At 68.6% G+C, this 21,695-nt stretch carries 26 protein-coding genes and 1 pseudogene; 12 read left to right on the forward strand and 15 right to left on the reverse strand.

Going from position 1 to position 21,695, the window contains the following annotated elements:
- Positions 1-9 precede the first annotated feature (9 nt).
- The 5 genes from Q664_RS25095 to Q664_RS25115 all read left to right on the forward strand — a co-directional run bounded on the left by Q664_RS25095 (position 10) and on the right by Q664_RS25115 (position 3,401).
- Positions 10-759: an ankyrin repeat domain-containing protein gene (locus tag Q664_RS25095; RefSeq protein WP_043400766.1), complete on the forward strand. Its 750-nt coding sequence runs from the start codon at positions 10-12 to the stop codon at positions 757-759.
- 72 nt (positions 760-831) lie between these two features.
- On the forward strand, positions 832-1,239 hold the full coding sequence (locus Q664_RS25100) for a hypothetical protein (protein WP_043400770.1): 408 nt from the start codon (positions 832-834) through the stop codon (positions 1,237-1,239).
- Positions 1,240-1,260: 21 nt separating this feature from the next.
- Positions 1,261-2,121 carry an HNH endonuclease gene (locus Q664_RS52625; RefSeq protein ID WP_052518638.1) on the forward strand — a complete coding sequence of 287 codons (861 nt, stop codon included), beginning with the start codon at positions 1,261-1,263 and terminating at the stop codon, positions 2,119-2,121.
- 24 nt (positions 2,122-2,145) lie between these two features.
- Entirely contained in the window at positions 2,146-2,607 is a 462-nt protein-coding gene (locus Q664_RS25110) for an SMI1/KNR4 family protein (protein ID WP_043400775.1), read from the forward strand.
- Positions 2,604-3,401 (forward strand): cell division cycle protein 123 family protein, encoded by a 798-nt coding sequence (locus Q664_RS25115; protein WP_043400778.1) that lies wholly within the window; start codon positions 2,604-2,606, stop codon positions 3,399-3,401. The genes Q664_RS25110 and Q664_RS25115 overlap by 4 nt, the downstream gene beginning before the upstream one ends.
- Before the next feature lie 25 nt (positions 3,402-3,426).
- On the opposite strand, the gene Q664_RS25120 is transcribed toward Q664_RS25115, so the two are convergent.
- The 5 genes from Q664_RS25120 to Q664_RS25140 form a co-directional block, all read right to left on the reverse strand.
- On the reverse strand, positions 3,427-4,896 hold the full coding sequence (locus tag Q664_RS25120) for a methyl-accepting chemotaxis protein (RefSeq protein ID WP_152622328.1): 1,470 nt from the start codon (positions 4,894-4,896) through the stop codon (positions 3,427-3,429).
- Between the two features lie 125 nt (positions 4,897-5,021).
- A complete protein-coding gene (locus Q664_RS25125) occupies positions 5,022-5,867 on the reverse strand; it encodes an aldo/keto reductase (RefSeq protein WP_043400784.1) in 846 nt (281 codons plus the stop codon).
- A gap of 235 nt (positions 5,868-6,102) precedes the next feature.
- Positions 6,103-6,831 carry a L,D-transpeptidase family protein gene (locus tag Q664_RS25130; RefSeq protein ID WP_043400787.1) on the reverse strand — a complete coding sequence of 243 codons (729 nt, stop codon included), beginning with the start codon at positions 6,829-6,831 and terminating at the stop codon, positions 6,103-6,105.
- A gap of 224 nt (positions 6,832-7,055) precedes the next feature.
- Positions 7,056-7,670 carry a C1q-like domain-containing protein gene (locus tag Q664_RS25135; protein WP_043400790.1) on the reverse strand — a complete coding sequence of 205 codons (615 nt, stop codon included), beginning with the start codon at positions 7,668-7,670 and terminating at the stop codon, positions 7,056-7,058.
- Positions 7,671-7,820: 150 nt separating this feature from the next.
- Positions 7,821-8,129 (reverse strand): hypothetical protein, encoded by a 309-nt coding sequence (locus Q664_RS25140; protein WP_043400793.1) that lies wholly within the window; start codon positions 8,127-8,129, stop codon positions 7,821-7,823.
- A gap of 137 nt (positions 8,130-8,266) precedes the next feature.
- Here Q664_RS25140 and Q664_RS25145 point away from each other — a divergent pair, with 137 nt between their 5' ends.
- The gene (locus tag Q664_RS25145; protein ID WP_052518639.1) at positions 8,267-9,376 is read left to right on the forward strand and encodes a spore photoproduct lyase family protein; all 1,110 of its coding nucleotides are present in this window, start codon (positions 8,267-8,269) and stop codon (positions 9,374-9,376) included.
- 5 nt (positions 9,377-9,381) lie between these two features.
- Here Q664_RS25145 and Q664_RS25150 read toward each other — a convergent pair whose 3' ends face one another.
- Entirely contained in the window at positions 9,382-9,900 is a 519-nt protein-coding gene (locus Q664_RS25150; protein WP_084610355.1) for a transglutaminase domain-containing protein, read from the reverse strand.
- Positions 9,901-10,135: 235 nt separating this feature from the next.
- On the opposite strand from Q664_RS25150, the gene Q664_RS25155 reads away from it, so the two are divergent.
- Positions 10,136-12,397 carry a hypothetical protein gene (locus tag Q664_RS25155; protein WP_043400797.1) on the forward strand — a complete coding sequence of 754 codons (2,262 nt, stop codon included), beginning with the start codon at positions 10,136-10,138 and terminating at the stop codon, positions 12,395-12,397.
- A gap of 58 nt (positions 12,398-12,455) precedes the next feature.
- On the opposite strand, the gene Q664_RS62250 is transcribed toward Q664_RS25155, so the two are convergent.
- Genes Q664_RS62250 through Q664_RS62255 form a run of 3 tightly spaced genes read right to left on the reverse strand, consistent with a single transcriptional unit; the run spans position 12,456 to position 13,338 of the window.
- A complete protein-coding gene (locus Q664_RS62250) occupies positions 12,456-12,752 on the reverse strand; it encodes an SDR family oxidoreductase (RefSeq protein WP_084610356.1) in 297 nt (98 codons plus the stop codon).
- The gene (locus tag Q664_RS52630; RefSeq protein WP_152622329.1) at positions 12,716-13,120 is read right to left on the reverse strand and encodes a hypothetical protein; all 405 of its coding nucleotides are present in this window, start codon (positions 13,118-13,120) and stop codon (positions 12,716-12,718) included. The genes Q664_RS62250 and Q664_RS52630 overlap by 37 nt, the downstream gene beginning before the upstream one ends.
- Positions 13,117-13,338: a DUF6402 family protein gene (locus Q664_RS62255; RefSeq protein WP_326938743.1), complete on the reverse strand. Its 222-nt coding sequence runs from the start codon at positions 13,336-13,338 to the stop codon at positions 13,117-13,119. The genes Q664_RS52630 and Q664_RS62255 overlap by 4 nt, the downstream gene beginning before the upstream one ends.
- 50 nt (positions 13,339-13,388) lie before the next feature.
- Here Q664_RS62255 and Q664_RS25165 point away from each other — a divergent pair, with 50 nt between their 5' ends.
- Positions 13,389-14,423, forward strand: a complete 1,035-nt coding sequence (locus tag Q664_RS25165; protein ID WP_043400800.1) for an alpha-hydroxy acid oxidase — start codon at positions 13,389-13,391, stop codon at positions 14,421-14,423.
- A 1-nt stretch (position 14,424) separates the two neighbouring features.
- On the opposite strand, the gene Q664_RS25170 is transcribed toward Q664_RS25165, so the two are convergent.
- The 6 genes from Q664_RS25170 to Q664_RS25190 form a co-directional block, all read right to left on the reverse strand.
- Positions 14,425-15,051, reverse strand: coding sequence for a TIGR02265 family protein (locus Q664_RS25170; protein ID WP_160174493.1), 627 nt, complete (start codon positions 15,049-15,051; stop codon positions 14,425-14,427).
- A gap of 358 nt (positions 15,052-15,409) precedes the next feature.
- Positions 15,410-15,811 (reverse strand): EamA family transporter, encoded by a 402-nt coding sequence (locus tag Q664_RS61175; RefSeq protein ID WP_235216863.1) that lies wholly within the window; start codon positions 15,809-15,811, stop codon positions 15,410-15,412.
- Positions 15,799-16,383 (reverse strand): DMT family transporter, encoded by a 585-nt coding sequence (locus tag Q664_RS61180; RefSeq protein WP_235216864.1) that lies wholly within the window; start codon positions 16,381-16,383, stop codon positions 15,799-15,801. The genes Q664_RS61175 and Q664_RS61180 overlap by 13 nt, the downstream gene beginning before the upstream one ends.
- Before the next feature lie 60 nt (positions 16,384-16,443).
- Positions 16,444-17,697: a hypothetical protein gene (locus Q664_RS25180; RefSeq protein ID WP_043400803.1), complete on the reverse strand. Its 1,254-nt coding sequence runs from the start codon at positions 17,695-17,697 to the stop codon at positions 16,444-16,446.
- Between the two features lie 108 nt (positions 17,698-17,805).
- Positions 17,806-18,207 (reverse strand): phage holin family protein, encoded by a 402-nt coding sequence (locus tag Q664_RS25185; protein WP_052518642.1) that lies wholly within the window; start codon positions 18,205-18,207, stop codon positions 17,806-17,808.
- A gap of 107 nt (positions 18,208-18,314) precedes the next feature.
- On the reverse strand, positions 18,315-19,415 hold the full coding sequence (locus Q664_RS25190) for a hypothetical protein (RefSeq protein ID WP_043400806.1): 1,101 nt from the start codon (positions 19,413-19,415) through the stop codon (positions 18,315-18,317).
- 23 nt (positions 19,416-19,438) lie between these two features.
- Here Q664_RS25190 and Q664_RS25195 point away from each other — a divergent pair, with 23 nt between their 5' ends.
- The 4 genes and pseudogenes from Q664_RS25195 to Q664_RS25210 form a co-directional block, all read left to right on the forward strand.
- Complete coding sequence (locus Q664_RS25195; protein ID WP_235216865.1) at positions 19,439-20,113, forward strand: ROK family protein; 675 nt, start codon at positions 19,439-19,441, stop codon at positions 20,111-20,113.
- Positions 20,114-20,190: 77 nt separating this feature from the next.
- Positions 20,191-20,586, forward strand: coding sequence for a hypothetical protein (locus Q664_RS25200; RefSeq protein ID WP_052518643.1), 396 nt, complete (start codon positions 20,191-20,193; stop codon positions 20,584-20,586).
- Positions 20,587-20,669: 83 nt separating this feature from the next.
- The gene (locus Q664_RS25205) at positions 20,670-20,852 is read left to right on the forward strand and encodes a hypothetical protein (protein ID WP_043400810.1); all 183 of its coding nucleotides are present in this window, start codon (positions 20,670-20,672) and stop codon (positions 20,850-20,852) included.
- 56 nt (positions 20,853-20,908) lie between these two features.
- A pseudogene (locus Q664_RS25210) lies at positions 20,909-21,695 on the forward strand (DUF2380 domain-containing protein); the annotation flags it as partial.

The following is a 21,695-nucleotide window of genomic DNA, read 5'->3' on the forward strand; positions in this document are numbered from 1 at the left end:
GGAGCCACAGTGTCCGGGCCGGATAGCTATTTCGAGAAACCCACCGACAAGCAGATGGCGCGGGCGGTCGCCGACGGAGAGGTCGACACCGTCCGCCGGCTGCTCGAGAGTGGCGAGGTGGATCCGCTGGCCGTTGGCCGCGATGCCACCAACTGGCTGACCCTCGCCGTCGCCGCGCGGCAGAAGGGCTCGCTCGACACGCTGCTCGAGCACGGCGCCCTGGGAGACCCCAAGGGGAAGATCGCCGGCCAGGCCCTCTACGCCGCCACGCTGCTCGATGACCTGTACTGGCTCAAGCGGCTCCACGCCGCGGGCGCGGACCTCAACAACTACGGCGGTGGGGATCTCCTGCTCGAGGTGGCGGTGGATACCCGGAACCGGGAGACGCTGGACTTCTACCTGGAGCATGGCGCCGACCTGAACATGCGCACGAACGCCGGCGGCTCCGTGGCGCTGTCCACGGCCCAGGCCAAACGGTTCGACCTGGTGAATGAGTTCCTCGACCGGGGCGCCTCGCCCTGGGTGATGGACTCGCTCGGGTCCACCCTGGGCTCCGCGGCGGAGAGAGCGGGAAAGGTCCCCGCGTGGGACCACCGCGGCCCGATGAACCAGGAGCGGCTGCTGCTGCTGGAGCGGCTCCACGCCATCGGCTTCCCCAACCCGGCGCCCACGGCCAACGAGGGCCACGCCCTCCGCGAAGCCGGGAAGTGGCCGCCGCCCAACGTCCCCGGGAAGGCACCCCGCCCCGCGGCGCCCTGAGGGCTCCGGCCCGACACCATCAGTCCAGGTACCGGCCTGAACCCACGCCCTCGAAAGCAAGGATGGCCCCCCATGCTTCGCCTCACGAAGGCTCAAATTGACGGTATGATTTTATACGACGAAAGCAGCTTCGTTGCTTTTGTCGCCAAGCACATCCAAGAGGAGAGCCCGGACCTGGTGCTGGGGCTGCCGTTCGACTCACTGCGCGACATGGTCGTGGCCGGACTCAAGCGTGCCCGCGGCCATGGATTGCGTACCCCCGAGAACCTGACGGCCTTTGTGTCCATCATGTTCGAAATAGCCCCCAACTTCGATGAGCATCCGGCCATTGCCAAGGTGTTGAGGGACTCGTCCATCCCCATCGACGAGCGCATGGATGCGCTGTTCACGAAGCTGCCCCCTTCCGCCTGGGAGCAGGCCGAGCGGTGTTACGACCCAGAAGCCTGGTATTCCGAAACAGGGGATATCCACCTGTCTTGATGAAAAGAGGAGCATCTCCATATGGGAGCGGAACTGGATTCCCTCAATGCGAACTCCTTGGAGCTTCGCAGGGCAGAGGGCCTGTTGGACAAGCTGACCAAGAACCTCGACCTGGAGATGGCACAGGCAGCCCTTGATGCGGTTGGAACGATTGATCCTACGCCCATTTCAGACCTCGCCAGTGCCGGCCTCAGCTTGTACAGAGGACAGTTCTTGGACGCAGGCCTGTCAGTGGTCTCCGCGTTCCCCTATCTCGGAGACGTGCTGGGTAAAACTGCGAAAGCAGCCCGCATCACCCAGAGGATGGTCGATCTCAAGCGCAGAATCGATGTGACGATCACGTCCATCAACAAACTGCGCCGGAACAACCGCACCCTGGCCGCGGCTGCCGAGCGGGCCCGCATCAAGAAGGAAGCCGCCGAACGGGCCGCCAAGAAGAAAAAATGCAAGGACTGTCCGGACGACGAAGAAATATCACCTACTTATGGTACGCGGCTGCCGAGGACAGGCGGCCGTTGGTCTGACCCTAACAATCCTGGCAATTCTGACTGGATCCCGGACCCCAACACCGAAAATGGCAAGAAGATACTGGAGGTAACAGGCGGGAAACCCATCACCTTCAAGGATGGCTACCCAGACTTCTCTCCCTACGCCAAAAAGAGCGTCGAAATCGACATGATTGGTGACCACTCGCAAGACTTCAAAAACGCGAACAAGGCCGCAGGCCTTGAAGGGAGCAGCCCTCCCAAGGGCTTTACCTGGCACCACAAAGAGGACGGAGTTACCATGGAACTCGTCCCACAAGACCTCCACAACAAGGTGCCGCATACTGGAGGAGCAGCCATCGTTGACGGCAATCGCTATGGCCCCTCGCAGTTCTGATAAGCCCTTGGAGCAAGCAGAGCCATGAGCCCTATCATCAAAGACTCCGAGCCGCCAGTTTCGAAGGCCCGCATTCAAGAAGTCGAGAAACTCATCGGAAGTGAGCTGCCCGAGCCCTACAAACGATTCTTGTTGAAACACAACGGGGGGACACCAACGCCTTGTGAATTCCTCTTCCGCAGCAAGGACAAGCCTCCCAGGCCAGCCATTCTTTCATGGTTCCTCGCCATCCATGATGGGCCGTACGAGAACTTCCTGGAGCACTTCAAGGACTTCCAGGGGCGGATTCCCGGGGACACGGTTGCCATTGCCCGGGATCCAGGCGGAGATCTCATCCTGCTCGGTCTCCGAGGCCCATTGCGAGGCAAGATCTTCTTCTGGACCAAAAAGCTTGAGCCCCTGGACGGCTCGCCCACACCGCCCGAGCTGCTCCACGAGGTGGCTGACGACTTCGACTCATTCATGAACTCCCTGTTCGATACATGAGCAAGGCCTATTTCGATAGGGTCTCCCCCACCTTCATCGAGAACTGGGCGCCCGCGCTCCACGACCTGTCCATCCCTCAGGCCGATGTGCCCCTGTCCCGGCTGGAAACCCAGGCGCTCGAGGCCCGGACTTGGCACCAGAAGAGCACAGACAGGTCCGAGCACATTCCCATCGATTCATTGATGTGGCGATTGAATGTCGCCCTCCGTCAATTTCCGGAGGGCGCCTTCGTACGTCTCGGCTCTCGAAGCAGCAAGGACTCCGCGTATGCCCTCCAACATGGCTTGCGCGTCAGAACAGGCGAAGCCGCGGTACGCATGCTCACCGAGGGCTCCGAGCGAACAGCCTTCGATCTCCGGCTGGCAGCCCAGGTCCATTACGCTCCGCACATCTTCGTCCGCAAGTGGATGGACATTCCCCGCTGGACGGAGTTCCGCTGTTTCATGAAGGAGCGAAGGCTCGTCGGCATCTCCCAGTACGATTGCCTGACCCTTGGCATCCGTCCTGAAATCACGCGGAATGCGGAGAGCCTCCATACCGCGATACGCGAATTCTCCCAGCGCTTCGCGGAGGCTTCCCATCTCGACAACGTGGTGTTCGACGTTTTCGTCGAGGGAATGGACACATCCGGCCCCCTCAACGTCCGCCTGCTCGAGCTGAATCCGTTCTTCCCCAAGACCGACCCATGTCTCTTCGACTGGTCAGTGCCCGCTGACTTCGATGGCTCTTTTCGCTTCCTCGGCGCTTCTACACTGAAGGGGAGGGACCACCTCGGCCATGGAAGAGGTGGGTGAGGCCCTTCCAGGACTCAAGCCAGGGCTACTTCCCCTCCTCCGGCAGCAGCTTGCGCAGCTCGTCCGCCATGGTGCCCAGCTTGAGCGCCGTGGCCGCCACGTCCGTCCCCATCTGCGCGTACGTGTCCACCAGCTCCAGCAGCGTCGCGCACCCCTGGGAGATGTGCGTCGTCTGCTCCGCCTGACGCTCCGCCTCGCCCGCGCTCTTCTCCATCAGCTTCTGGTTCTGCAGCACGATTTCGCGGATGGAGCGCAACGTCGTCCGCGCCGACTCCAGCACCGGCGTGAAGCGCTCCGTCGTCTCCCGGATGTGCCCCACCGCCATCAGCGTCTCGGACATCTGCTTCGTCACCCCGCCCACCACCTCGCCAATCCGCGCCGAGCTCCGCCCCGACTCCTCGGCCAGCTTGCCCACCTCCTTCGCCACCACCGCGAAGCCCCGCCCGTGCTCGCCCGCCCGCGCCGCTTCAATCCCCGCGTTCAGCGCCAGCATGTTCGTCGCCGCCGCCATCTCCTGGATGGTCTCCACGAAGCCGTGGATGCGCTCGGAGCTCTCCTCCAGCTTCTGCACGCTCAGCGCGCTGCGGCCCACCGCCTGGGCAATCGCCGTCAGGCTCGTCTCCATGCCGCTCACCAGCGAGTCCACCTCGCCCGTGTAGCGCTGCGCCTCCTCGGCCTGCGTCGCGCTCGCCCTCGAGTGACGGAACAGCGCGCCCGCCGCGCTCGCCATCTGCTCGCTCGCCGTGGCGATCCGCAGCGCGGACGTGCGCACGTGCACCGCCTGCTGCGACATCTCGGAGATCGTCGTCGAGAGCACCTGCGCCGAGCCCGCCAGCGTCCGCCCCGTCTCCACCACCTTGCCGCGCGACGTCTCCAGCTCCCGCAACGCCCGCTGCATGTTGCGCCGCAGGTAGAACTGCTTGCGGTGCCCCGCGTGCAGCGCCTCCAGCAGCATGGCCACCGCCAGCGAGCACAGCAGCAGGATGAGGTCCAACACCAGCGTGCCCGCCAGCGGCGCGGCCGACAGCACCAGGTCGAAGCCCACGTGCGCCACGCCCAGCAGCGCGTAGAAGCACAGGCGCGCCCACCGGCCCACCGGCAGCATGGACGGGCCCGTGAGCAGGTTGAGGAACACCATGGCCACGTGGTAGCCCGAGCCCTCCATGCCCAGCTGGTAGAAGGCCCAGTCGTTGCCCAGCGCGTACACCAGCGTGGTCCAGAACATCGCCGCCGGCAGATCTCTCGGGCTCAATACCCGGCGCATCGCCAGCAACAGCGCCGGCACCAGCAGCCAGCCCAGACGCACCAGCACCAGCCAGCCCATGTCCGGGCTCGAGCCCAGGGCCCACCGCGCGTACAGCACGTCCAACACGAACAGCACCGGGCTGGCCACCAGCGCCGTGAGCGTGAGCTTCCCGAGCCGCAACGGCCCTCGCGTCAGCAGGAACTCACGGTAGCTCTCCTGGGTCTCGGGAGATGGGGGGTTGTTATCCATGTGCTCGGCCACGTCCCCGAGGAACTGCCTCGGGACCGTCCGCGCACGCTATCAGACGAGGGCCGCACCCCGGCGGGGGCATTCGCTCGCCCGGTTGCTCCACCTGGACCGGCAGTCACCTCTCCCTACACCACGGGCAATTCCCGCTGCACCGGCCCCGGGGGGAAGGCCTCCTCCAGCCGGGCCAGGTCGTGCGCCGTCAGCCGCAGCCGCCCGGCCGCCGCGTTGTCCCGGGTGTGCGCCTCGTGGCTCGCCTTGGGGATGCAGAAGAGCGAGCGCCGCCTCATCAGGAATCCCAACGCCACCTGCCGGGGCGTGGCCCCATGCGCCCGGGCCACCTCCGCCAGCACCCGCCCATCCGGGCTGTCCGGCTCCGGGAAGTCCCCGCTCCCGAAGGGGCTGTAGCCCACCACCGTCACCCCGTGCCGCTCACACCACGGCAGCACCCGGTGCTCGATGTGCCGCTCCCTCAGGTGGTAGAGCACCTGGTTGCACGCCATCCGCCCCGGTCCGGCGAGGGCCAGCACCTCCTCCAGGTCATCCACGTCGAAGTTGCTCACCCCCCAGGAGCGAATCTTCCCGTCCGTCCGCAGCCGCTCGAAGGCCCGCAGCGTCTCCTCCAGTGGGTGCGGCCCCGGCCAGTGCAGCAGGTAGCAGTCCAGCCAGTCCGTCCGCAGCCGCTTCAGGCTGCGCTCGCAGGCTTGAATCGTCCCCGCGTAGGTGGCGTTGTTGGGCATCACCTTGGACACGAGGAACACCTCGTCACGCCGCCCGGCCAGCGCCTCGCCCACCAGCGACTCCACGTCGCCGTAGCCGTACAGCTCCGCCGTGTCCACGTGCGTCATCCCCAGGTCCAATCCCACCTGGAGCGCCCGGAGGGCCTCCTGCCGGTCGTCGTCCTCCATCTGCCAGGTGCCCTGCCCCAGCACCGGCACTTCCACTCCCGTGGGCCCGAAGACGCGCTTGTCCATGTGACTCCCCCGTGGGGCCAGGGTCTCAACTCCTCCCCGCTCCCGGTATGCCGCCTCCCCTCCCGGCGTCTCCTGCCCCACACTCGCCCCCCTCGAGTGCCAACGCCCGACACCTCCGCCCTCGTCCCGCCTCGCACGGCCCCCCTCCGCGCCCCGGACGCGCGCGTCACCAACTGGTCCAACAGTTGGACCAGTTGCTCGGAACCGGCACCGGAGGGCGCGCTGCCTCCGTCAGTCAGCGCCCGGGCTTGACGGTGTAGGCGCCCGTCCTCGCGTCCACGGACACGCGAGGTGGACGCCGCGTCTCCTCGAAGAGGCGCCAGCCCGGCTCCAGGCCCCGCCAGAAGGCGAGGAGGTGCGGCGTGGCCCTCGGGTGCTTCTCCAGCGCGGCCAGGCCCCGGGCATCCATCTGGCGCGGGAAGATGTGGATGGGCACGTCCCGCTTCATCTTCCCCCGCGCCGCCCACACCATCAGGTACAGCTCCTCGATGGGGCCGTCCTGGATGGCGATGCAGCCGATGCTCATGCAGTTGCCGTGGACGTAGATGGCGCCCCCCAGCGGCCGCTGGCCCAGGCGCCGGTCCGCCTCGTTCGGGTAGCTCACCCGCATGGACAGGTGGAACTGGCTGCGCGGGTTGAACTGGTCCAGCGTGTAGAAGCCCTCGGGCACCTGCTCATCGCCCTCGCGCCGCTTGGGCCCCACGTCCCCCGAGGCCGCGCAGAAGGGGAACGTCTTCACCTTGCGCAGCCGCTCGCCCTTCGCCCCCGCCCACACCTCCAGCTCGCGCTCCTGCTTGAAGGCCCGGACGTAGAGCTCCTCCGGCGGCCAGGAGACCCCCGCCTTCGTGAACAGCCTGGCCACCTCGTGCTCCCGCGCCCGGCGCACCGCCTCCACCTTCTTGTCGGTGGCCCCCGCCGGCCACGCCAGCAGCACCCCCAGCAGCAACAACAGCAGTCTCGTCATGCCGGGCTGGACACCCCAGGGGAGACGGCCGTTCCTCGGGAAACCCATACTCCCTCTCCCCTCGGGAGAGGGTGGGGGTGAGGGTGCCCGGGCCCGTTCTTCAACCCGTGGACCCCAGTGTGGACAGAGGGTTCAACCCGGGAGGCGTGGCACCCTCACCCCGGGGGGCTTGCCCCCCCTTTGAACGACGGGGGGCTCCTCTCCCGGAGGGCGAGGGGAAATGGTCACATGTCATGGGCCGCCTGCTTCACCAGGTGGCCCGTGAAGTTGTACTCGAGCAGGTGGCGCTTCAGGTGGCCGTCGCTGGCGGCGAACGTCTGCACGTAGTCCCCCTTCTCGAGGAACAACGTGACGCTGTACACGCCCGTGTCCCGATCCACGTGGCCCTGGCCGCTCATGGCGCGCCCCTTGGACATCCCGTTCTTCAGCACGTGGACGAACACGTCGTTCGCCGTCGCCCCGTAGTGGTACGCATCCTTCACGAACGACACGTTGAAGAAGTACAGGCCCGTGCACGGCGCCACGAAGGTGCCCCCTCCCGCGCCCCAGCCTCCGCCCTCCTGGGTGTGCGTCGTCGCGTAGCTCAGCAGCGAGAGCCCTCCCTCCGACACGTGGCCCGTCCCACTCGCGCTGAAGGCGACGATGCCCGACTCGGGACAACGGGCCCCGGCCAGCAACTCGGCCTGCCGGGCGGTGGTGGGGTCCACCGTCTTGTAGTTCGCGAAGAGCACCCGCGCCTTCTGGGTCCCCGGGGCCGAGCCAGGCTCCTCCGCCCATGCCAGGCCCGCGCCGAGCAGCGACACCACGCCGGCCCACAGCACCACCCGCGACGTCTTCATGAGAGCCTCCCTTCCCAGGATTCCAGGGGTCCGGGGAGACTTGGCCCGGCGGGCCCATCCCACAACCCCGCCTGACGGTCAGGCAGGCGGTCGGTTAACGGATGGCTCCCACGGGGTGTCGGTGAGGCAACGTGACGGGCCCGCGGGCGTTCAGCGCCGGCCGCTGCCCGAGGTGGTGAACCAGGCCGACCCGGGCTCCACACCCGGGCTCGCGCCCGACGAGGAGCGGAAGGGAGAGCCGCTGAACAGGCCCTCGCCCTCTTCTCCCGGCGGCGTGTCCGTGGACTCCATGGCCACCGACAGCAGCCCGGCCAGGATGCCCAGCAGGCAGGCGCCCGCCACCGCCAGCTTCACCTTGCGGCGCCACGTCTGCACGGGCTCGCGGTGGTAGCGCGGCAGGCCCCGGCGGAGTCGCTCGCTCTGGAGGTCGATGACCCTTCCTGGCGCCTTGCTGGACATGCATGCATCCTAGCCCACCCCTCAGGGAACCGGCCCGGCTCGTTCGTGGGGCGAGCCGACATCCTAACGCATGCCGGGTCGTCCAGGTAACACGTGGCCTGGAACCGGGGGCCTCCCCGCGCATCCCACCTCCCGCCGTGACGAACCTGGACCTGTTTCCCCCCGAGCCGCCCCCCACCACCGGACCGCTGGAGCACCTGCTGAAGGTGTCCCGCATCTACCTGGAGCCCGACGTCGAGCGCTTCACCCGGGGCCGGGACCTCCTCGCGCGCTTCCCCGGCGCCGAGCGGGTGCCGGTGCGCTCGCACTGGAACATCCCCGGCCTCTTCGGCAACGAGGGCAACACCGAGGCGTGGAATCGCATCAAGGGCAGCACCCTGGTGCTGGGCGTGAAGAAGTCCATGGGCTTCGAGGCCAATGGCCGCAGCGCCGACTTCCTGCCGCCCTCCACGGCCAACGGCTGTGTCATGAGCTGCGCCTACTGTTACGTGCCGCGTCACAAGGGCTACGCCAACCCCGTCACCGTCTTCGTCAACATCGAGCAGGTGCTCGCGGCCATCCGCCGGCACGCGGGGAGGCTCGGGCCCAAGGCGGAGCCCAACAGCGTGGACCCGCGCTACTGGGTGTATGACATCGGCTGCAACAGCGACTGCTCGGCGGACGCGGCCCTGAGTGACAACGTGAAGGACCTGGTGCGGCTCTTCACCGTGCTGCCCAACGCCATGGGCTCCTTCGCCACCAAGCTGGTCAACCGCGAGCTGCTCTCCTACGCGCCCCGGGGCAAGACGCGCATCCGCTTCAGCCTCATGCCGCACGCGAAGGCGAAGCTGCTCGACGTGCGCACCAGCCCCATCTCCGAGCGCATCGCCGCCATCGACGACTTCGTGGCCGCCGGATACGAGGTGCACCTCAACTTCTCGCCCGTGGTCGTCACCGACGGCTGGCAGGCCGAGTACGACGCGCTCTTCCAGCAGATCGACGACACGATTGGAGACAGGGCGAAGGAGCAGCTGGCCGCGGAGATCATCTTCCTCACGCACAACGAGCGGCTGCACGAGGTGAACCTGCGCTGGCACCCGAAGGCCGAGGAGCTGCTGTGGCGGCCGGAGTTGCAGGAGAGCAAGGTGTCGCAGGGCGGCGGCGTCAACGTGCGCTACCGCACCGGGTACAAGGGGCGGCTCGTCGAGGAGTTCCAGGAGTTGCTCGCCCGGCGCATGCCGTACTGCCGCGTGCGCTACGCGTTCTGACGCGCTCAGGCCTCGAGCGGGGACACCGCCGGGGAGAGGACGTGGCTCGCCACATACCAAGCGGGCCTCTGCCCCCGGTAGAGGCCGCCTGAGGTGCCCTCGAGCAGGAACCAGCCGAACCGGTCCGAGCCCTCGACCCAGGCGTGGCCACCCCAGGTCCCGTTGGACCACAGGGACCCGACGACCACGCTCGCCTTCACGCCCCCGCGCCGCAGGAACGACGCCCCAAAGATGGCGAGGTCATCGCAGTCGCCTCCCTTCCGGTCCAGGGTCACTGCGGGCGAACACCAGTAATCGAAGGGTCCGGAGGGATCCGCGATGTACTGGAGTTCCCCCTCCTGGAACCAGCCGGCGACGTTTTCCGTGAAGGAGTGGTTCACGGGCAGGTAACCCAGCGGAACCGTGCGGACGAGATGGGCCACCTCCCAGGGACGGATCAACCGCTGGATGGCCTGGCGCTGCGCGTGGGGGCTCGGAATCATCCGGATGATCTCCGGCCGCGGATACGAAAGAAGATTGTTCATGAAAACACCTGAGGAGATGGGGGGACACGACTCCGTACGTGCTCAGGACGATCGGTACTCCGTGGATCTGACAGGTAAGCCCTTGCAAGCCTTGCAAGTGGCTCCTGCATGACCCCGCCTTGCAGCCCCCTCCGGCAAGAATCGGTTGCACTGCAATCATTTCAAGGAGTTACAGCTCGCTTCGAGGCGTAGTCAGGTGGAATCATCCCTGACAGCGATTCCCGGAGGAGTGGCGATGACCCTTGGAGTGAAGCTCAACACCTACATCGAGCAGCTCGGCGAAAAGCAAGCTGCGGTCGCCATGGCCTGGCTGGAGCTGTGGAAGCAGCGGGCCAGCGGCAACAAGTCCTGGAGCCCCAGCACCATCAGCTCCCAGCTCAACCGGCTGGTGAAGGACCAGGAGCAGGGGCTGCGGTTCTTCTTCCAGGATCGGACCCGGGGGGCCCTGCTCTTCGAGGTGCTTCGGGTTCCAGAAGCCGAACTCCCCGCGCTGTTCGACCTGGCCGAGCAGGCCCTGAAGTCCGAGGGTGCCCCGGCGCGGATCATCATCGACGCCACGGGTTGGCGGTGGAGTGTGGAGAAGGCGGACGTGCTCTTCGCGGAGCTCAAGCGCCTGCTCATCATGGAGGGCCCCTATCCCATCACGCTGCTCATCCTGGAGGACCAGTACGACAAGCTGCCGCGCAGCTTCGACCCCCTGATGAACAAGGAGAAGCTGCGCTACCAGGAGGTGAAGACCCCGGAGCAGGGTTGGGAGCGCGCACAGGAGCTGGCCGAGGAGCAGGGGCTCGTCCTGTCCGCGCGCCAGTTCCCGGAGTTCGAGCGGTGGTTGGCCGCGGACTTCGACGGCAGGACACTGCTCATCGAGCCCACGAACGGGCTGGAGCTGTTCCGGACCCAGGGGCGCCTGCCCTCGCTGGAGCCGGTGACCCATGACCTGGCGGAGTTGGTACCCAAGCAATACGCGTACAGGTCCTCGCTGCCCGAGTTCTCGTGCGAGCAGCACCGGCTGATGCGAGCACTCCGCTCCGAGGAGGACTCGGCTGGACTCAAGCTCAACGCGTCCATCCGACAGGGCATGGCCCTGGCCCTGGGCATCACCGCCACGTCCACTTCCCGGGAGCGGACAGAGGCACAGATTGGGGCGTTGACGCGCGAGCTCCCGGTCGAGCTCACCCAGGGCTCCGCCACGGATCTCCAGAACCGGCTGGAGCAGGCGCGCCGTCGCCGCACCGGGCCTCTCGCGCTCTGGGTCGACGACACCGTGCACCTGCTCAACGTCCCCGAGGCAGCCCGGCTCGCCGCGAACCGCCCATTCATCCGCACCCATGACATCCAACCCGACCCCACTCCCCTGAGCCGGTTGCTGGAAGCGGTAGCGGAGTGGTCCGAGTTCGATTTCCTGTCCGACCCATTCCTCGAGCACCTCATCGCCCGGCTGGATCCCGAAGAGAAGCAGCGCACCGCCTTCCTGCACGCGCGGGCCGGGCTCCTGTTGACGCAGGCCCTACGGCCCAAGGCCCGGACTCCGGTAACGGACTGGAAGCCCGTCCTCGAGGAGCTGCTCGCGAACGACCCGCCCGCCGCTCTGCTGCGGGTACACCTGCGAGGCAAACAGATCGACTACGCAGGCCAGAAGCGGCTGCCCTTTCCCATTACCCAGGCGCGAGTGAAACAGCTCGAAAAGGCCAGCAACCCGCAGCTACAGCAAGTCCCCCCCGTGGGAGACCTGCTGCTGAGCCGTCAAGAGGAACTGCTCGTGGTCACGGAAAAGGACGTCCAGAGAGAAGACTGGGATTACGCACAGAAGGCTCCGGGCATCCTGCTCCCGAACGCCCCCGAGACCGCGCGGGATTCGGAATTCTGGCTAGATGTCTACGAGGCTTGTGATTTCACGGCTGAAGCTTGGAGCAGAAAGCGACCTGATATCTGGCAAAAGAAGACGTCACTTCTGATTCCCGGTTACCTGAAGCACTGGAAGATGGGCCGCTTCGACATCTCCCCGGAGGTCTGGGAGGAAGCGGACCGGGAGCTGGCGATGGTGTGGCTCGCCCTGCGGATGGCGCTCTTGAATCCGCAAACCATCCGTCTCCCCGATGGCGCCGTCCTCCTGAGGCTGGGCGGTCCCTTCTTCGCCGAAATCCGCATCAACCCGCCCGCCCACCGTACGGATCCGGCACCGATCCAGGCGAGCCTGCAGTTGGACATCGACTTCGAAGACCTGAGGATCTACGCCGACTACACCACGAAAGTACTTGGACAGGTTTCCGGGGTGTCGGACCTCATCACGACTCACACCGTCAAGGGCGGATACGATTTCGGAGCCAGGCTCCCCAAGCGCATCCACCTCCTGGGCGAGCGCTACTGCGCGGACATCCGGTTCCGTGGCTCCGCGCTCTTTTCCGAAGCCTCCCAGGCCCTGCCCTCCGCCGCCATCGCTCGCATCGAGGACGAGAAGCAGAAGGCAGCCGCCGCCCAGAATGACGATGATGATTGACCCCGGGTGCTTCTGACGCGCGCCCGAGCCCTGGGCGCGCGCATCCTTCCGGAAGCGGCTACATGAGGCCGGAGGTGATGCCGCCGTCGGACAGGTACACGCCGCCGGTGCAGTAGCTGCTGTCGTTGCTGGCGAGGAATAGGTACATCTGGGCGATCTCCTCGTTGGTCGCGTAGCGCTTCATGGGAACGCGCGCCGCGAGGGTGCTTTCATCTGCTCCGCGGCGCCGGGGGAGAGCAACCGGTGGGTGGACGCCATCATGTCGATGACGCCCGGGCACACCACGTTCACCCGGGTGTGGAAGGGCCTCCCCGCGCCTCAGGGAACGGGGCCCACGCACTCCGGAAGCGTCCATCCCTCATATCCCTGGCGGGTGGGGTAGACCGCCTGACCGTCTCCCACCCACCTGGCCACCTCGTCATCCGCTTCGTTCTGGAAGAGTTTCCACTCGGAGCTGCGCAGGAGCGCGCCGCGTGCGTCGTGCACCCGGAAGAACGCGGGCGAGCTGAAGAAATGAAAGAAGCGGCTGCTGACCGTCCGCTCCTCACCCAACGAGGGGAAGTAGGTGGTGACGGAGCAGGTGTGGCTGGGATTCCAGCTCACGCTCACCACCTCGGCTTTCTGGCCGGCGGCCCACTTCAGGAAGAAGTAGTAGGCCACGGGGAGGAAGAGGAGAAGCACTCCCCCCAGGAGCACGAAGCGTGACGGGCGCGCCTCCATCAACCACCCTTCCTGCCCAGGTACTCGTCGAAGTCGATACCGCTCAAGTGGACCTGGATGGAGACCGGGACCCGCTTGACCGTGGAGAACACCATGAAATCGTCCCCCTTCCCGGTCCTGCGACGATAGGCGTTGTCATCCCTGTTCATCACCCGGAAGTACCGCACTGCTGAGAGGCAACACGAGGCCGGGACAGGTGCGCTCGGACGGAAGACCCTCACCCCAACCCTCTCCCAGAGGGAGAGGGAGTGACGTGTAGACTCCCCGCATCATGCTCCCCTACGAAGCGCTGGAGGCCCTCGCCCGCGAGCGGCTCCCCGCCGCCGTGTTCGACTACTACGCCGGTGGCTCCGGCGACGAGTCCACCCTCGCCGCCAACTCCGCCGCCTGGGCCCGCCTCCGCCTTCGTCCCCGCATCCTGCGCGACGTCTCCTCCGTCGACACCTCCACCTCCCTGCTCGGCACCCCGCTCTCCTCCCCCATCCTCGTCGCCCCCACCGCCTTCCACTCCCTCGCCCACCCCGACGCCGAGCTCGCCACCGCCCAAGGCACCCGCGACGCCGGCTCCCTCCTCGTCCTCTCCTCCCGCTCCTCCCGCCGCCTCGAGGACGTCGCCTCCTCCGCCGGGCCCTGGTGGTTCCAGGTCTACGTCTTCCGGGACCGGGGCCTCACCCGCGCCCTCGTCCAGCGCGCCACCGCCGCCGGCGCCCGCGCCCTCGTCCTCACCGCCGACACGCCCTACGTGGGCCACAAGCGCCGCAACCGCGGTGACTCCTCCCTCCCCCTCCCCGAGCAGGACTTCCTCGCCAACCTCGAGGGCCTCACCCACCGCGCCCTCGCCGAGCAGGCCCCCGATGTCACCTTCCAGGACATCTCCCGCCTCCACGAGGACTCCGGCCTGCCCGTGCTCGTCAAGGGCGTGCTGCGCGCGGATGACGCCCGCGAGTGCCTCCACCACGGCGCCGCCGGCCTCATCGTCTCCAATCACGGCGGCCGCCAGCTCGACGGCGCACTCGCCACCGCCGAGGCCCTCCCCGAAGTCGTCGAGGCCACCCAGGGCCGCGTCCCCGTGCTCGTGGATGGGGGCGTGCGCTCCGGCCGCGACGTGCTGCGCGCCCTCGCCCTCGGGGCCCACGCCGTGCTGCTCGGCCGGCCCGTGTTGTGGGGGCTCGCCACCGGTGGCGCCGAGGGGGTACGTCAGGTGCTCGACTCGCTGCGCGAGGACACCGCCCACGTGCTCGCGCTCGCCGGCCTGCCCCGCCTCTCCGACGTGGGCGCCGACGTGCTCGCCCCGCTCAGAGCTTGATTCAGAAGTCCCAGCTCATGTCGTACTCGCAGCTCACCGGGCTCGACATCCTCCCGACGATGCGCGCCGAGCGTGCCCCGGCCTGCTTCAGGTGCGCCTCCAGCGAGCCCTCCACATAGGGCCTCGGCAGGAAGTCGCGCTCGAAGGTGACGATGGCCCGCGTGTGCCCCGGGAACATCACCGAGCAGGTGCCTCCCGCCGGCGTCGTCACCTTGTAGGCCATGGGCAGGTACTCGATGACGCGCTTGGGCGTGCCCGAGATGAGCACCTGCATCGCCTTGCCCACCTGGCTGCCCAGGAACACCGCCGTCCCCATGTACCCCAGCATCCGCATCGACTGCTCGAAGCCCCCGGCCGGCCCCTGCATCAACCACGCCGCCCGCCTCGCCATCCGCAGGAAGTCCTCGGCCGGGTAGGCGAACAGGTCCACGAAGGAGCGCACCCCACCGCACTCCTTCAGGCACTCCTCCATCGCCGGCTGGCCCCGGAGCGCGAAGATCGCCTCCTTCACGCTCCGGAAGAACATGCCGCGCATGGTGTCCTGGGGAGTCACCTGCATCAGGCGGTGCTCCACCTCGAGCTCCGCCTCCGACGGCACCGCACGCAAGTCCTCGCTGACGCCGCTCATGCCGTGCACCCTCCCGTTACCGGCCCCGTTCGGCCTGCCCGCTTCCTGGACCACGGGCCGCTGGCGTCCATGCGCATCCGGGAAATCCTGACACAACCGGGGCTCCGGGTAAAACGGCGCCCCGGGGGGTCCTCCTGATTGCCGCTGCCCACGACTCATGGGAATGCCCCCGGTATAGCCGATCAGCCCCGCGCCCGAACGCTCCGTGAGGGGCATCCACCCTCGGTGTGATCATTTCCGGAACCCCCTCTGTTGGGTGAGCGACAGGCCCTGCAACGGGTGGGGCACATTGCCCCATCGCTCGACGGGGGCAGCATTCTAGCCGACACCGCGCCCCCGGGAAGGGCCGGTGAACACTTCAGGCCGCCCGCCGGGGGGAGGACGCCAGGGGCCCGGCGCCGGTGGAAGTCCCGGTGGGCTCGGAGGGGGCCGGGGCGGGAGGCGAGGACGGGAGGTTGGCCAGGGCCGCGCTGGAGAGGATGAGGGCGCCGCCCATCAGCAGCGAGGCATCCACGCGCTCGCCGAGCATCACCACGCCCAGCAGCACGGCCACCAGCGTGTCCAACAGGGGCATGACGCCGATGACGGCCAGCGGCACGCGCGAGAGGAGCCAGAAGAGGAGCTGGTAGGTGAGGGCGGTGGCGCACACGGCCAGGTAGGTGATGGAGAGCAGGGCGCGGGGCGTCCAGTGGCCGGGCAGGTGGGACTCGAAGGCGGAGGAGGCGGCCAGCAGCAGCAGGGAGCTGCTCAGCGTCTGCACGCACACGGAGAGGGGGGGGGCACGTGCGCCAGCGAGCGGCGGACGAGCACGTTGGCGAGGGAGATGGAGACGGTGGCCACCAGCGTGAGCACGCACCCGGCCAGCACCAGGCCGGTGAGGCCCATGCCGTGCAGGTGCTCGTACTGGAGCGCGACGATGCCGGCGAGCCCCAGCCCCGCGGACAGCAGCTTGCGGGGCGAGAGGGGTTGATCCGGCAGCAACAGGCGCCCCACCAGCAGCAGCCACACGGCGTAGGTGGAGAAGAGGAGCGCGGACCAGCTGGAGGGAATCCACTGCTGGGCGATGAAGAGCAGCCCGTACGGAAGGGCGATCTGCAGCACCCCCACGCCCATGAGCAGCCCCGTGGTGCGCGCATCCGGCCGGACGCGGAGCAGTCCACTGAAGGGCAGCAGGACGAGGCCAGCGAGCATCATCCGCACACCGGCGAAGCGCAGCGGCGGGAGATCCTCGAGGCCCACCTTCACGACGGCCCAGGTGGAGCCCCAGAAGACGAAGCAGGCGAAGTAGGCGAGCAGCAGGCGGGCGCGGGAGGCCCCGGGGGCGGACGACATGGCGGGGCGCACTACCACGCGCACCGCCCCGCCGCCATGGACCTGGCGTTCAGACGCGCTTCACGGCGTCCCGCGCGCGTGGACGCGCTCCTGCACCAGCTCCGAGCCGCCCATGGGGGTCACCAGTCTCTCGGTCATGCCCTGGGCGTCCAGGGTGAGCGTGGCCTTCAGGGGGCCCATCTCGACGGTCAGCTCGCGCGAGCCGGCCGCTCCCTTGCGCAACACCTGTTGCGTGGGCGCCACCGGGTTGGCCGCGGGCATGTAGTAGTGCAGCGTCAGCTCCGGGTCCTTGCCCGGCAGGAGGCGCTCACGCATCAGCCGCGCGGTGCCTGGATCCGTGGACAGGTCCGCCGGGGCGGTGAAGTCGCCGTTGAGCGCCTTGCCCAGGTGCGTGCCCTCGTAGTGGTACTGGCGGCCCTGCACCTGCTTGAGCGCCATCTGGATGTCGAGCGCGCCGTTGCTGGCCCGGGCGTAGTCGCGCGCCACCAGCCGGCCGTCCTTGTCGGACAGCTCCGAGGAGACGGTGTCCTGCACGCTCAACTCCTTGAGCGAGCGCGGGAAGAAGAGACTCGACTCCACCTCCGTCAGCCGCCCGCCGCCCGCCGCGTCGCGCATCACGCGCTTCTCGAAGCCCACCGGGTGGCCCTGCACGCGGATGACGTTGAGCTCGAAGTAGCGCGAGGCCGGAGGCGCCTCGCCGGGGCCCTGGAGCGAAGCGGCCAGCCCGCTCGTCACCCGCTTGAAGCTTTCCGAGTAGCCCAGCTCGTCGTGCGTGCACACCAGCGGCAGCCGGTCATGGGGGTACACCATCATCTTGGCCAGGCCCGCCGCCTTGCCCTTCGGCACGTTCACCAGGTACTCCGCCTCGGCGTACACGGCCGGGCTCTCGCCGACGAGCCGGATGTCCGTGGTGCGCACCCGGGTGAGCTCCGTGCGCTGTCCCGCCATCTCCACCAGCCGGTAGATGGCGCCCCCCGCGTCCACCGGCCCCGAGTACACGAAGCACGTCAGCGGGCTGCCCGTGCCCAGCGGCACACTGAGCACGAACAGCTCCTCCCCCCGCTGGAGGGTGGGAGCGCCCGTGGCCTCCACCTCGCCGGTGAAGGAGCCATCCGGCGCGGACACCTTCTGCTTGGACAGCGGCGCCAGCTCGCGCGCGGAGAGCGCCTTCAGGTCGAGCTTCCCCGAGGCGGGAGCGGACTCGGAAGAAGATGGGGCGGCCCCGGCGGGGGCCGGGGCGTCCGTCTTCGAGGAGGAGGCCGGGGTGGCACAGCCAGTGAGCAGGCCCAGCAGGAGGGTCGTGCGCAGCCGCATCGTCGATGTCTCCGGGAGGTGTCGCGGGAGCCCGCATGGCTCCGGCGCGCGCGGAACCCTACCGGCCCGGCTCGGGGCGTGGCCAGCCGTCCGAGGTCTCGGGGGGCCTCAGTGCTTCGCGAGCTCGATGTGCTGCCGGAGCTCCTCGAGGTCCATCGACATGCGCTCCAGGGTGTGACGCATGGGCTTCTTCGGCAGCTTCGTCCAGGCGATGGCCCCGAGCACCGCCGCGAGCACGAAGGCCACCCCCGCCGCGAGGAGCGCCGCGGCCCACAGCGGCAGCGCCAACGCCGCCGCCCCGGCGACGAAGAGCATGGCCAGCCCCACCAGCGCCAGCGCCGCTCCACTGCCCGCGAAGATGCCCACGGTCCGCGCGGCCCGTACCTCCTGCGCGAGCTCCACCTTCGCGTGCAGCAGCTCCGCCTTCGCCAACAGCCGCGCTTCGCTCATCGCCCGCCGGACGAGCTCGTTCGTCGGCAGCTCCTTCTCGGGCATCTTCCAGCTCTCCACGGCCTGCCTCCTCTCGACCGCCGCGTCACCGCGGCACCTGCTCACGTCGCCCTCCGCCTCCACGCGCCCAACCCCATCAGCGGATAGAGAATGGGCATGGCTCCTCCCTAGATGCGCCCGAGCACTCCGAACAACAGCCGTGGCGCCACGTCGTCACTCGTCGCGTTCACCCCCACCGCCCCCGTCACCACGAACGCGCGGCCCACCCGCAGGCCCGTGCCCACGCTCGCGTTCACCGACGCCTCGTCCGCGCCCAGGGGATTCACGAAGTACGCGTCTCCCTGCAACAGCAGCCTGTCTCCAATCGGGTGGTCCGCCGCGAGCCCCAGCAGGTAGTCATCCGCCGAGTCCTGGCGCGCGCTGTAGCCCACGTTGCCGTGCAGCCGCGTCTGGCCGAACGTCTTCGTCGCCAGCACCCGCGCCTCCGCGCTCACGCCCTCGTCCCCTTGAGGACTCGTCACCTGGCCCCAGAGTGAAAACCGCGGCCGCGCCCCCTTCTCGTCCACGAGCTGCCCCAGCGCATAGGCCGACACCGCGCCCGTGGTGCCCTCCTGCTCGCCCGCGAGGTTCTGCAATTGCGCGCCCGCGCCGAACTCCACGTTCCACGGAGTCCCCACCCGCACCTGCGGCTCCAGGACGAAGCCCACCTCGCCCGTCTGCGTGCGGTTGGCCACATTCACCTCGCCCAGCACCTGCCGCTCCGCCGGGTTGGCGTTCTGCACCGTCAACATGTCCGTGTTGCGCAACAGCTCCAACGCCTGCTCACGCTCGGACTTCTCCTCGCGCGCGGGCTGCTCGGCTTTCGGCGCTTCCACGGCCGCGGCGCGGCGGGCCTCCGCCTCGGACAGGGATTGACGCAGCTCCGCCACCTCCCGGCGCAGCGCGCGCAACTCCTCCGTCACCGCGCTCGGCACCTCGGGAGGACTCGCTTCCACGGCCGCGGCGGGGGGTGGAGGCGGCGGCTCGGAGAGGCCTTCCTCGCCCGAGCCTCCCGTGGCGCTCTCCCCGGATTCCCGCTGGACCTCGAGCAAGCGCTGGCGCAGGGAGTCCCGCTCCTCGCGCAACCGCGTCAGCTCGGCGCAGTCCTCGTCGCGCAGGATGGTGACCTGACCCGCTTCCGAGTCCACCGTGCAGCGCGGCGGAGTCGCCGTCCCTCCTGCCGTGCCGAGGCTGGCCACGGCCAGCAGCGCCACCAGCGGTTGCAGCATTCCGTCCCTCCGGAGCCCATTCCGTGCCTGGGAAACGTGGGACGCTGAACGGTTCCCGGCAAGGCAGGGCAGCCAGCCGCTTCGAGCCCGCCCGGCTGCGCAAGCACGGGGCGACCCCGCGCGTGAGCCTGGCTGCCTGGTCACTTGCCGCGGGCAAGGCCGTGGTGTTCGCCGCCATCCTCGGCACGGGGACGGGCGCGGGCGTGGCGCTCGGCGGGCGCCCGCATGTGGGCCGCAATGGCGTGGGCGGCGAGTGGGGCCACAACCCGCTCCCCTGGACCACGTCCGAGGAGACTCCCGGCCCGGACTGCTATTGCGGCAAGCGCGGCTGCCTGGAGACATGGGTGTCCGGCACCGGCTTCGAGAACGACTACGCACGCCTCACCGGCACCCGCCTCCCGGGGCCGGACATCGCCGCGCGCGCCGAGGCCGGTGAGCCCGCGGCCGTCACCGCACTCCAGCGCTACGCGGACCGGCTGGCGCGCGGCCTCGCCCACGTCATCGGCATCCTGGATCCGGACGTCATCGTCCTGGGCGGCGGCATGTCCAACGTCTCCGCGCTGTACCGGTTGATCCCCGAGCAGTGGGGGCGCTGGGTCTTCGGCGCGGAGGTGGACACGCCCCTGCGCCCCGCCCTGCACGGTGACTCGAGCGGCGTCCGGGGAGCCGCCTGGCTGTGGGGTGAATGCTCCCAATAGCGGGCCTGTTGGACGAGGCTCCCCGCCGCCCACTCCCGGTTGCGGCGGATATCCGGCCTCCATATAGGGAGGGCACCGTGTCGCTGGCCCTTCGCATCTTCACGCTCGCGCTTCTTCTCGGCTGGCAGGCCGTCGCCAGCGGCGTGGGGCTCGCGCACTACTGCCCGAAGCAGGCCACGACGACCTCCGCCTGCCCGTGCCCGCATGAAGAGAAGAAGGCGGAGAAGGCCTCCCACGACGGGGAGACGTGGCGCAAGGACTGCTGCGACGCGCTGGAGCGGGACATCCCCGCCCCCGCACTCGTGGATGTCTCCAGCCACGGCTCCCTGTTCGCGCTCCCTCCAGTCTCGACGCCGGTATGGCTCCCTCCTCGGACTCCCGTGGAGGAGGGCCGCTTGTCACTCGCCCTCTGGGACACACCCCACGCCCAGGGGCCCCCCGTCTTCCTCCGCATCCGCTCACTGCTCATTTGAGAGCCCCTCTCGACAGCCCTGAAGGGCCGGGTGCGCTCGCGCTCCGGCCAATGATTGACATCGAGATGGAGTGAGAAGAAGCCATGGAAGTCATCCTGGTATCGCTGGTGGGTATGTTGCTGTTCGGTGGTCTCTTCCTGCTGTTGTGCCCGGAGTGGTGGAGCAACAGCCTGGGCATGATCAAGGAGAAGAAGCGCGTGGGGCGGGAGCCCGCGGAGAAGGCGCTGGAAGCCGGAGACGCCTCGCGCCCCAAGACAGACACCTGAGGAGCCGCGTGTCGGGCTCGAGCCGGATTCTTCGCATCCATGGGCCAGGAGATGGGATGCGCGCTGTCTTGCTTGCCCTGGCCCTGTCCAACGCCTGTGTGTCGCTGACGCCACCGCCTGGCCCGGGGCGGCACCTGCTCTACACCCCGCAGGGCGCCACCGGGCCCGCCGTGGCCGGAGGGACGAGCGAGCAGTCGCCGCTCGTCCTCGACGCCCAGCCGCCCTCCCCTCCTGGGCCCGAGGCACCAGCGCGGTTGCACCGTCGCCGTGGCTCCCGGGAGGAGGTGACGGAGGCCGGCCCAGGCAGCGTCGACGCGACCGTGTGGCGGAGCGCCCTCGCGGCCCACCTGGCTTTTCGCAAGAGCGTGGGCGAGGTGTCCGGCTCCACCCGCCGCATCTCCCGCGAGCTCTCCAGACTCAGGGCCAGCGACCTGGGCATTGCTGGCGCGGGCAACGGCCTCTTCGTCCGCTACGTCGACCATGGCGAAGCCCGGTTGCGGTGGATTGACGCCGAGCTTGCCACCGCCACGCAGCTCGCCGCCGAGGCGTCGGAGGTGGAGGATCCGGACATGCAGCTCGCCCTGCTGCGCCTCGCGGGCCCACGGCTGGAGGCCGCCATGATGGGCTCGCTGCTGCTGGCCGTCTGGTTTGACTTCCTCACCCTCACCGACGCCACGCTCTCCCGGCGCCTCTACAGCGTGGAGATGCTGTACGTGAAGCTGGAGCGCTGGCAGAAGATGATGGAGCCCTCCATGACCGCCCTCGCTTCCCTGGAGCCGGAACAGGTGGAGTCAGCGGCGGAGGACATGCCCGCCCTGGTAGGCCACCTCACGCACGAGTTCG

It is taken from the genome of Archangium violaceum Cb vi76 (assembly GCF_000733295.1).
Taxonomy (GTDB): domain Bacteria; phylum Myxococcota; class Myxococcia; order Myxococcales; family Myxococcaceae; genus Archangium; species Archangium violaceum.

Coding starts and splice junctions, on each gene's coding strand:
- Q664_RS25100 (WP_043400770.1), top strand. CDS start 832: ATGCTTCGCCTCACGAAGGCTCAAATTGACGGTATGATTTTATACGAC.
- Q664_RS52625 (WP_052518638.1), top strand. CDS start 1,261: ATGGGAGCGGAACTGGATTCCCTCAATGCGAACTCCTTGGAGCTTCGC.
- Q664_RS25110 (WP_043400775.1), top strand. CDS start 2,146: ATGAGCCCTATCATCAAAGACTCCGAGCCGCCAGTTTCGAAGGCCCGC.
- Q664_RS25115 (WP_043400778.1), top strand. CDS start 2,604: ATGAGCAAGGCCTATTTCGATAGGGTCTCCCCCACCTTCATCGAGAAC.
- Q664_RS25120 (WP_152622328.1), bottom strand. CDS start 4,896: ATGGATAACAACCCCCCATCTCCCGAGACCCAGGAGAGCTACCGTGAG.
- Q664_RS25125 (WP_043400784.1), bottom strand. CDS start 5,867: ATGGACAAGCGCGTCTTCGGGCCCACGGGAGTGGAAGTGCCGGTGCTG.
- Q664_RS25130 (WP_043400787.1), bottom strand. CDS start 6,831: ATGACGAGACTGCTGTTGTTGCTGCTGGGGGTGCTGCTGGCGTGGCCG.
- Q664_RS25135 (WP_043400790.1), bottom strand. CDS start 7,670: ATGAAGACGTCGCGGGTGGTGCTGTGGGCCGGCGTGGTGTCGCTGCTC.
- Q664_RS25140 (WP_043400793.1), bottom strand. CDS start 8,129: ATGTCCAGCAAGGCGCCAGGAAGGGTCATCGACCTCCAGAGCGAGCGA.
- Q664_RS25150 (WP_084610355.1), bottom strand. CDS start 9,900: ATGAACAATCTTCTTTCGTATCCGCGGCCGGAGATCATCCGGATGATT.
- Q664_RS25155 (WP_043400797.1), top strand. CDS start 10,136: ATGACCCTTGGAGTGAAGCTCAACACCTACATCGAGCAGCTCGGCGAA.
- Q664_RS62250 (WP_084610356.1), bottom strand. CDS start 12,752: ATGGACGCTTCCGGAGTGCGTGGGCCCCGTTCCCTGAGGCGCGGGGAG.
- Q664_RS25165 (WP_043400800.1), top strand. CDS start 13,389: ATGCTCCCCTACGAAGCGCTGGAGGCCCTCGCCCGCGAGCGGCTCCCC.
- Q664_RS25170 (WP_160174493.1), bottom strand. CDS start 15,051: ATGAGCGGCGTCAGCGAGGACTTGCGTGCGGTGCCGTCGGAGGCGGAG.
- Q664_RS61180 (WP_235216864.1), bottom strand. CDS start 16,383: ATGTCGTCCGCCCCCGGGGCCTCCCGCGCCCGCCTGCTGCTCGCCTAC.
- Q664_RS25180 (WP_043400803.1), bottom strand. CDS start 17,697: ATGCGGCTGCGCACGACCCTCCTGCTGGGCCTGCTCACTGGCTGTGCC.
- Q664_RS25190 (WP_043400806.1), bottom strand. CDS start 19,415: ATGCTGCAACCGCTGGTGGCGCTGCTGGCCGTGGCCAGCCTCGGCACG.
- Q664_RS25205 (WP_043400810.1), top strand. CDS start 20,670: ATGGAAGTCATCCTGGTATCGCTGGTGGGTATGTTGCTGTTCGGTGGT.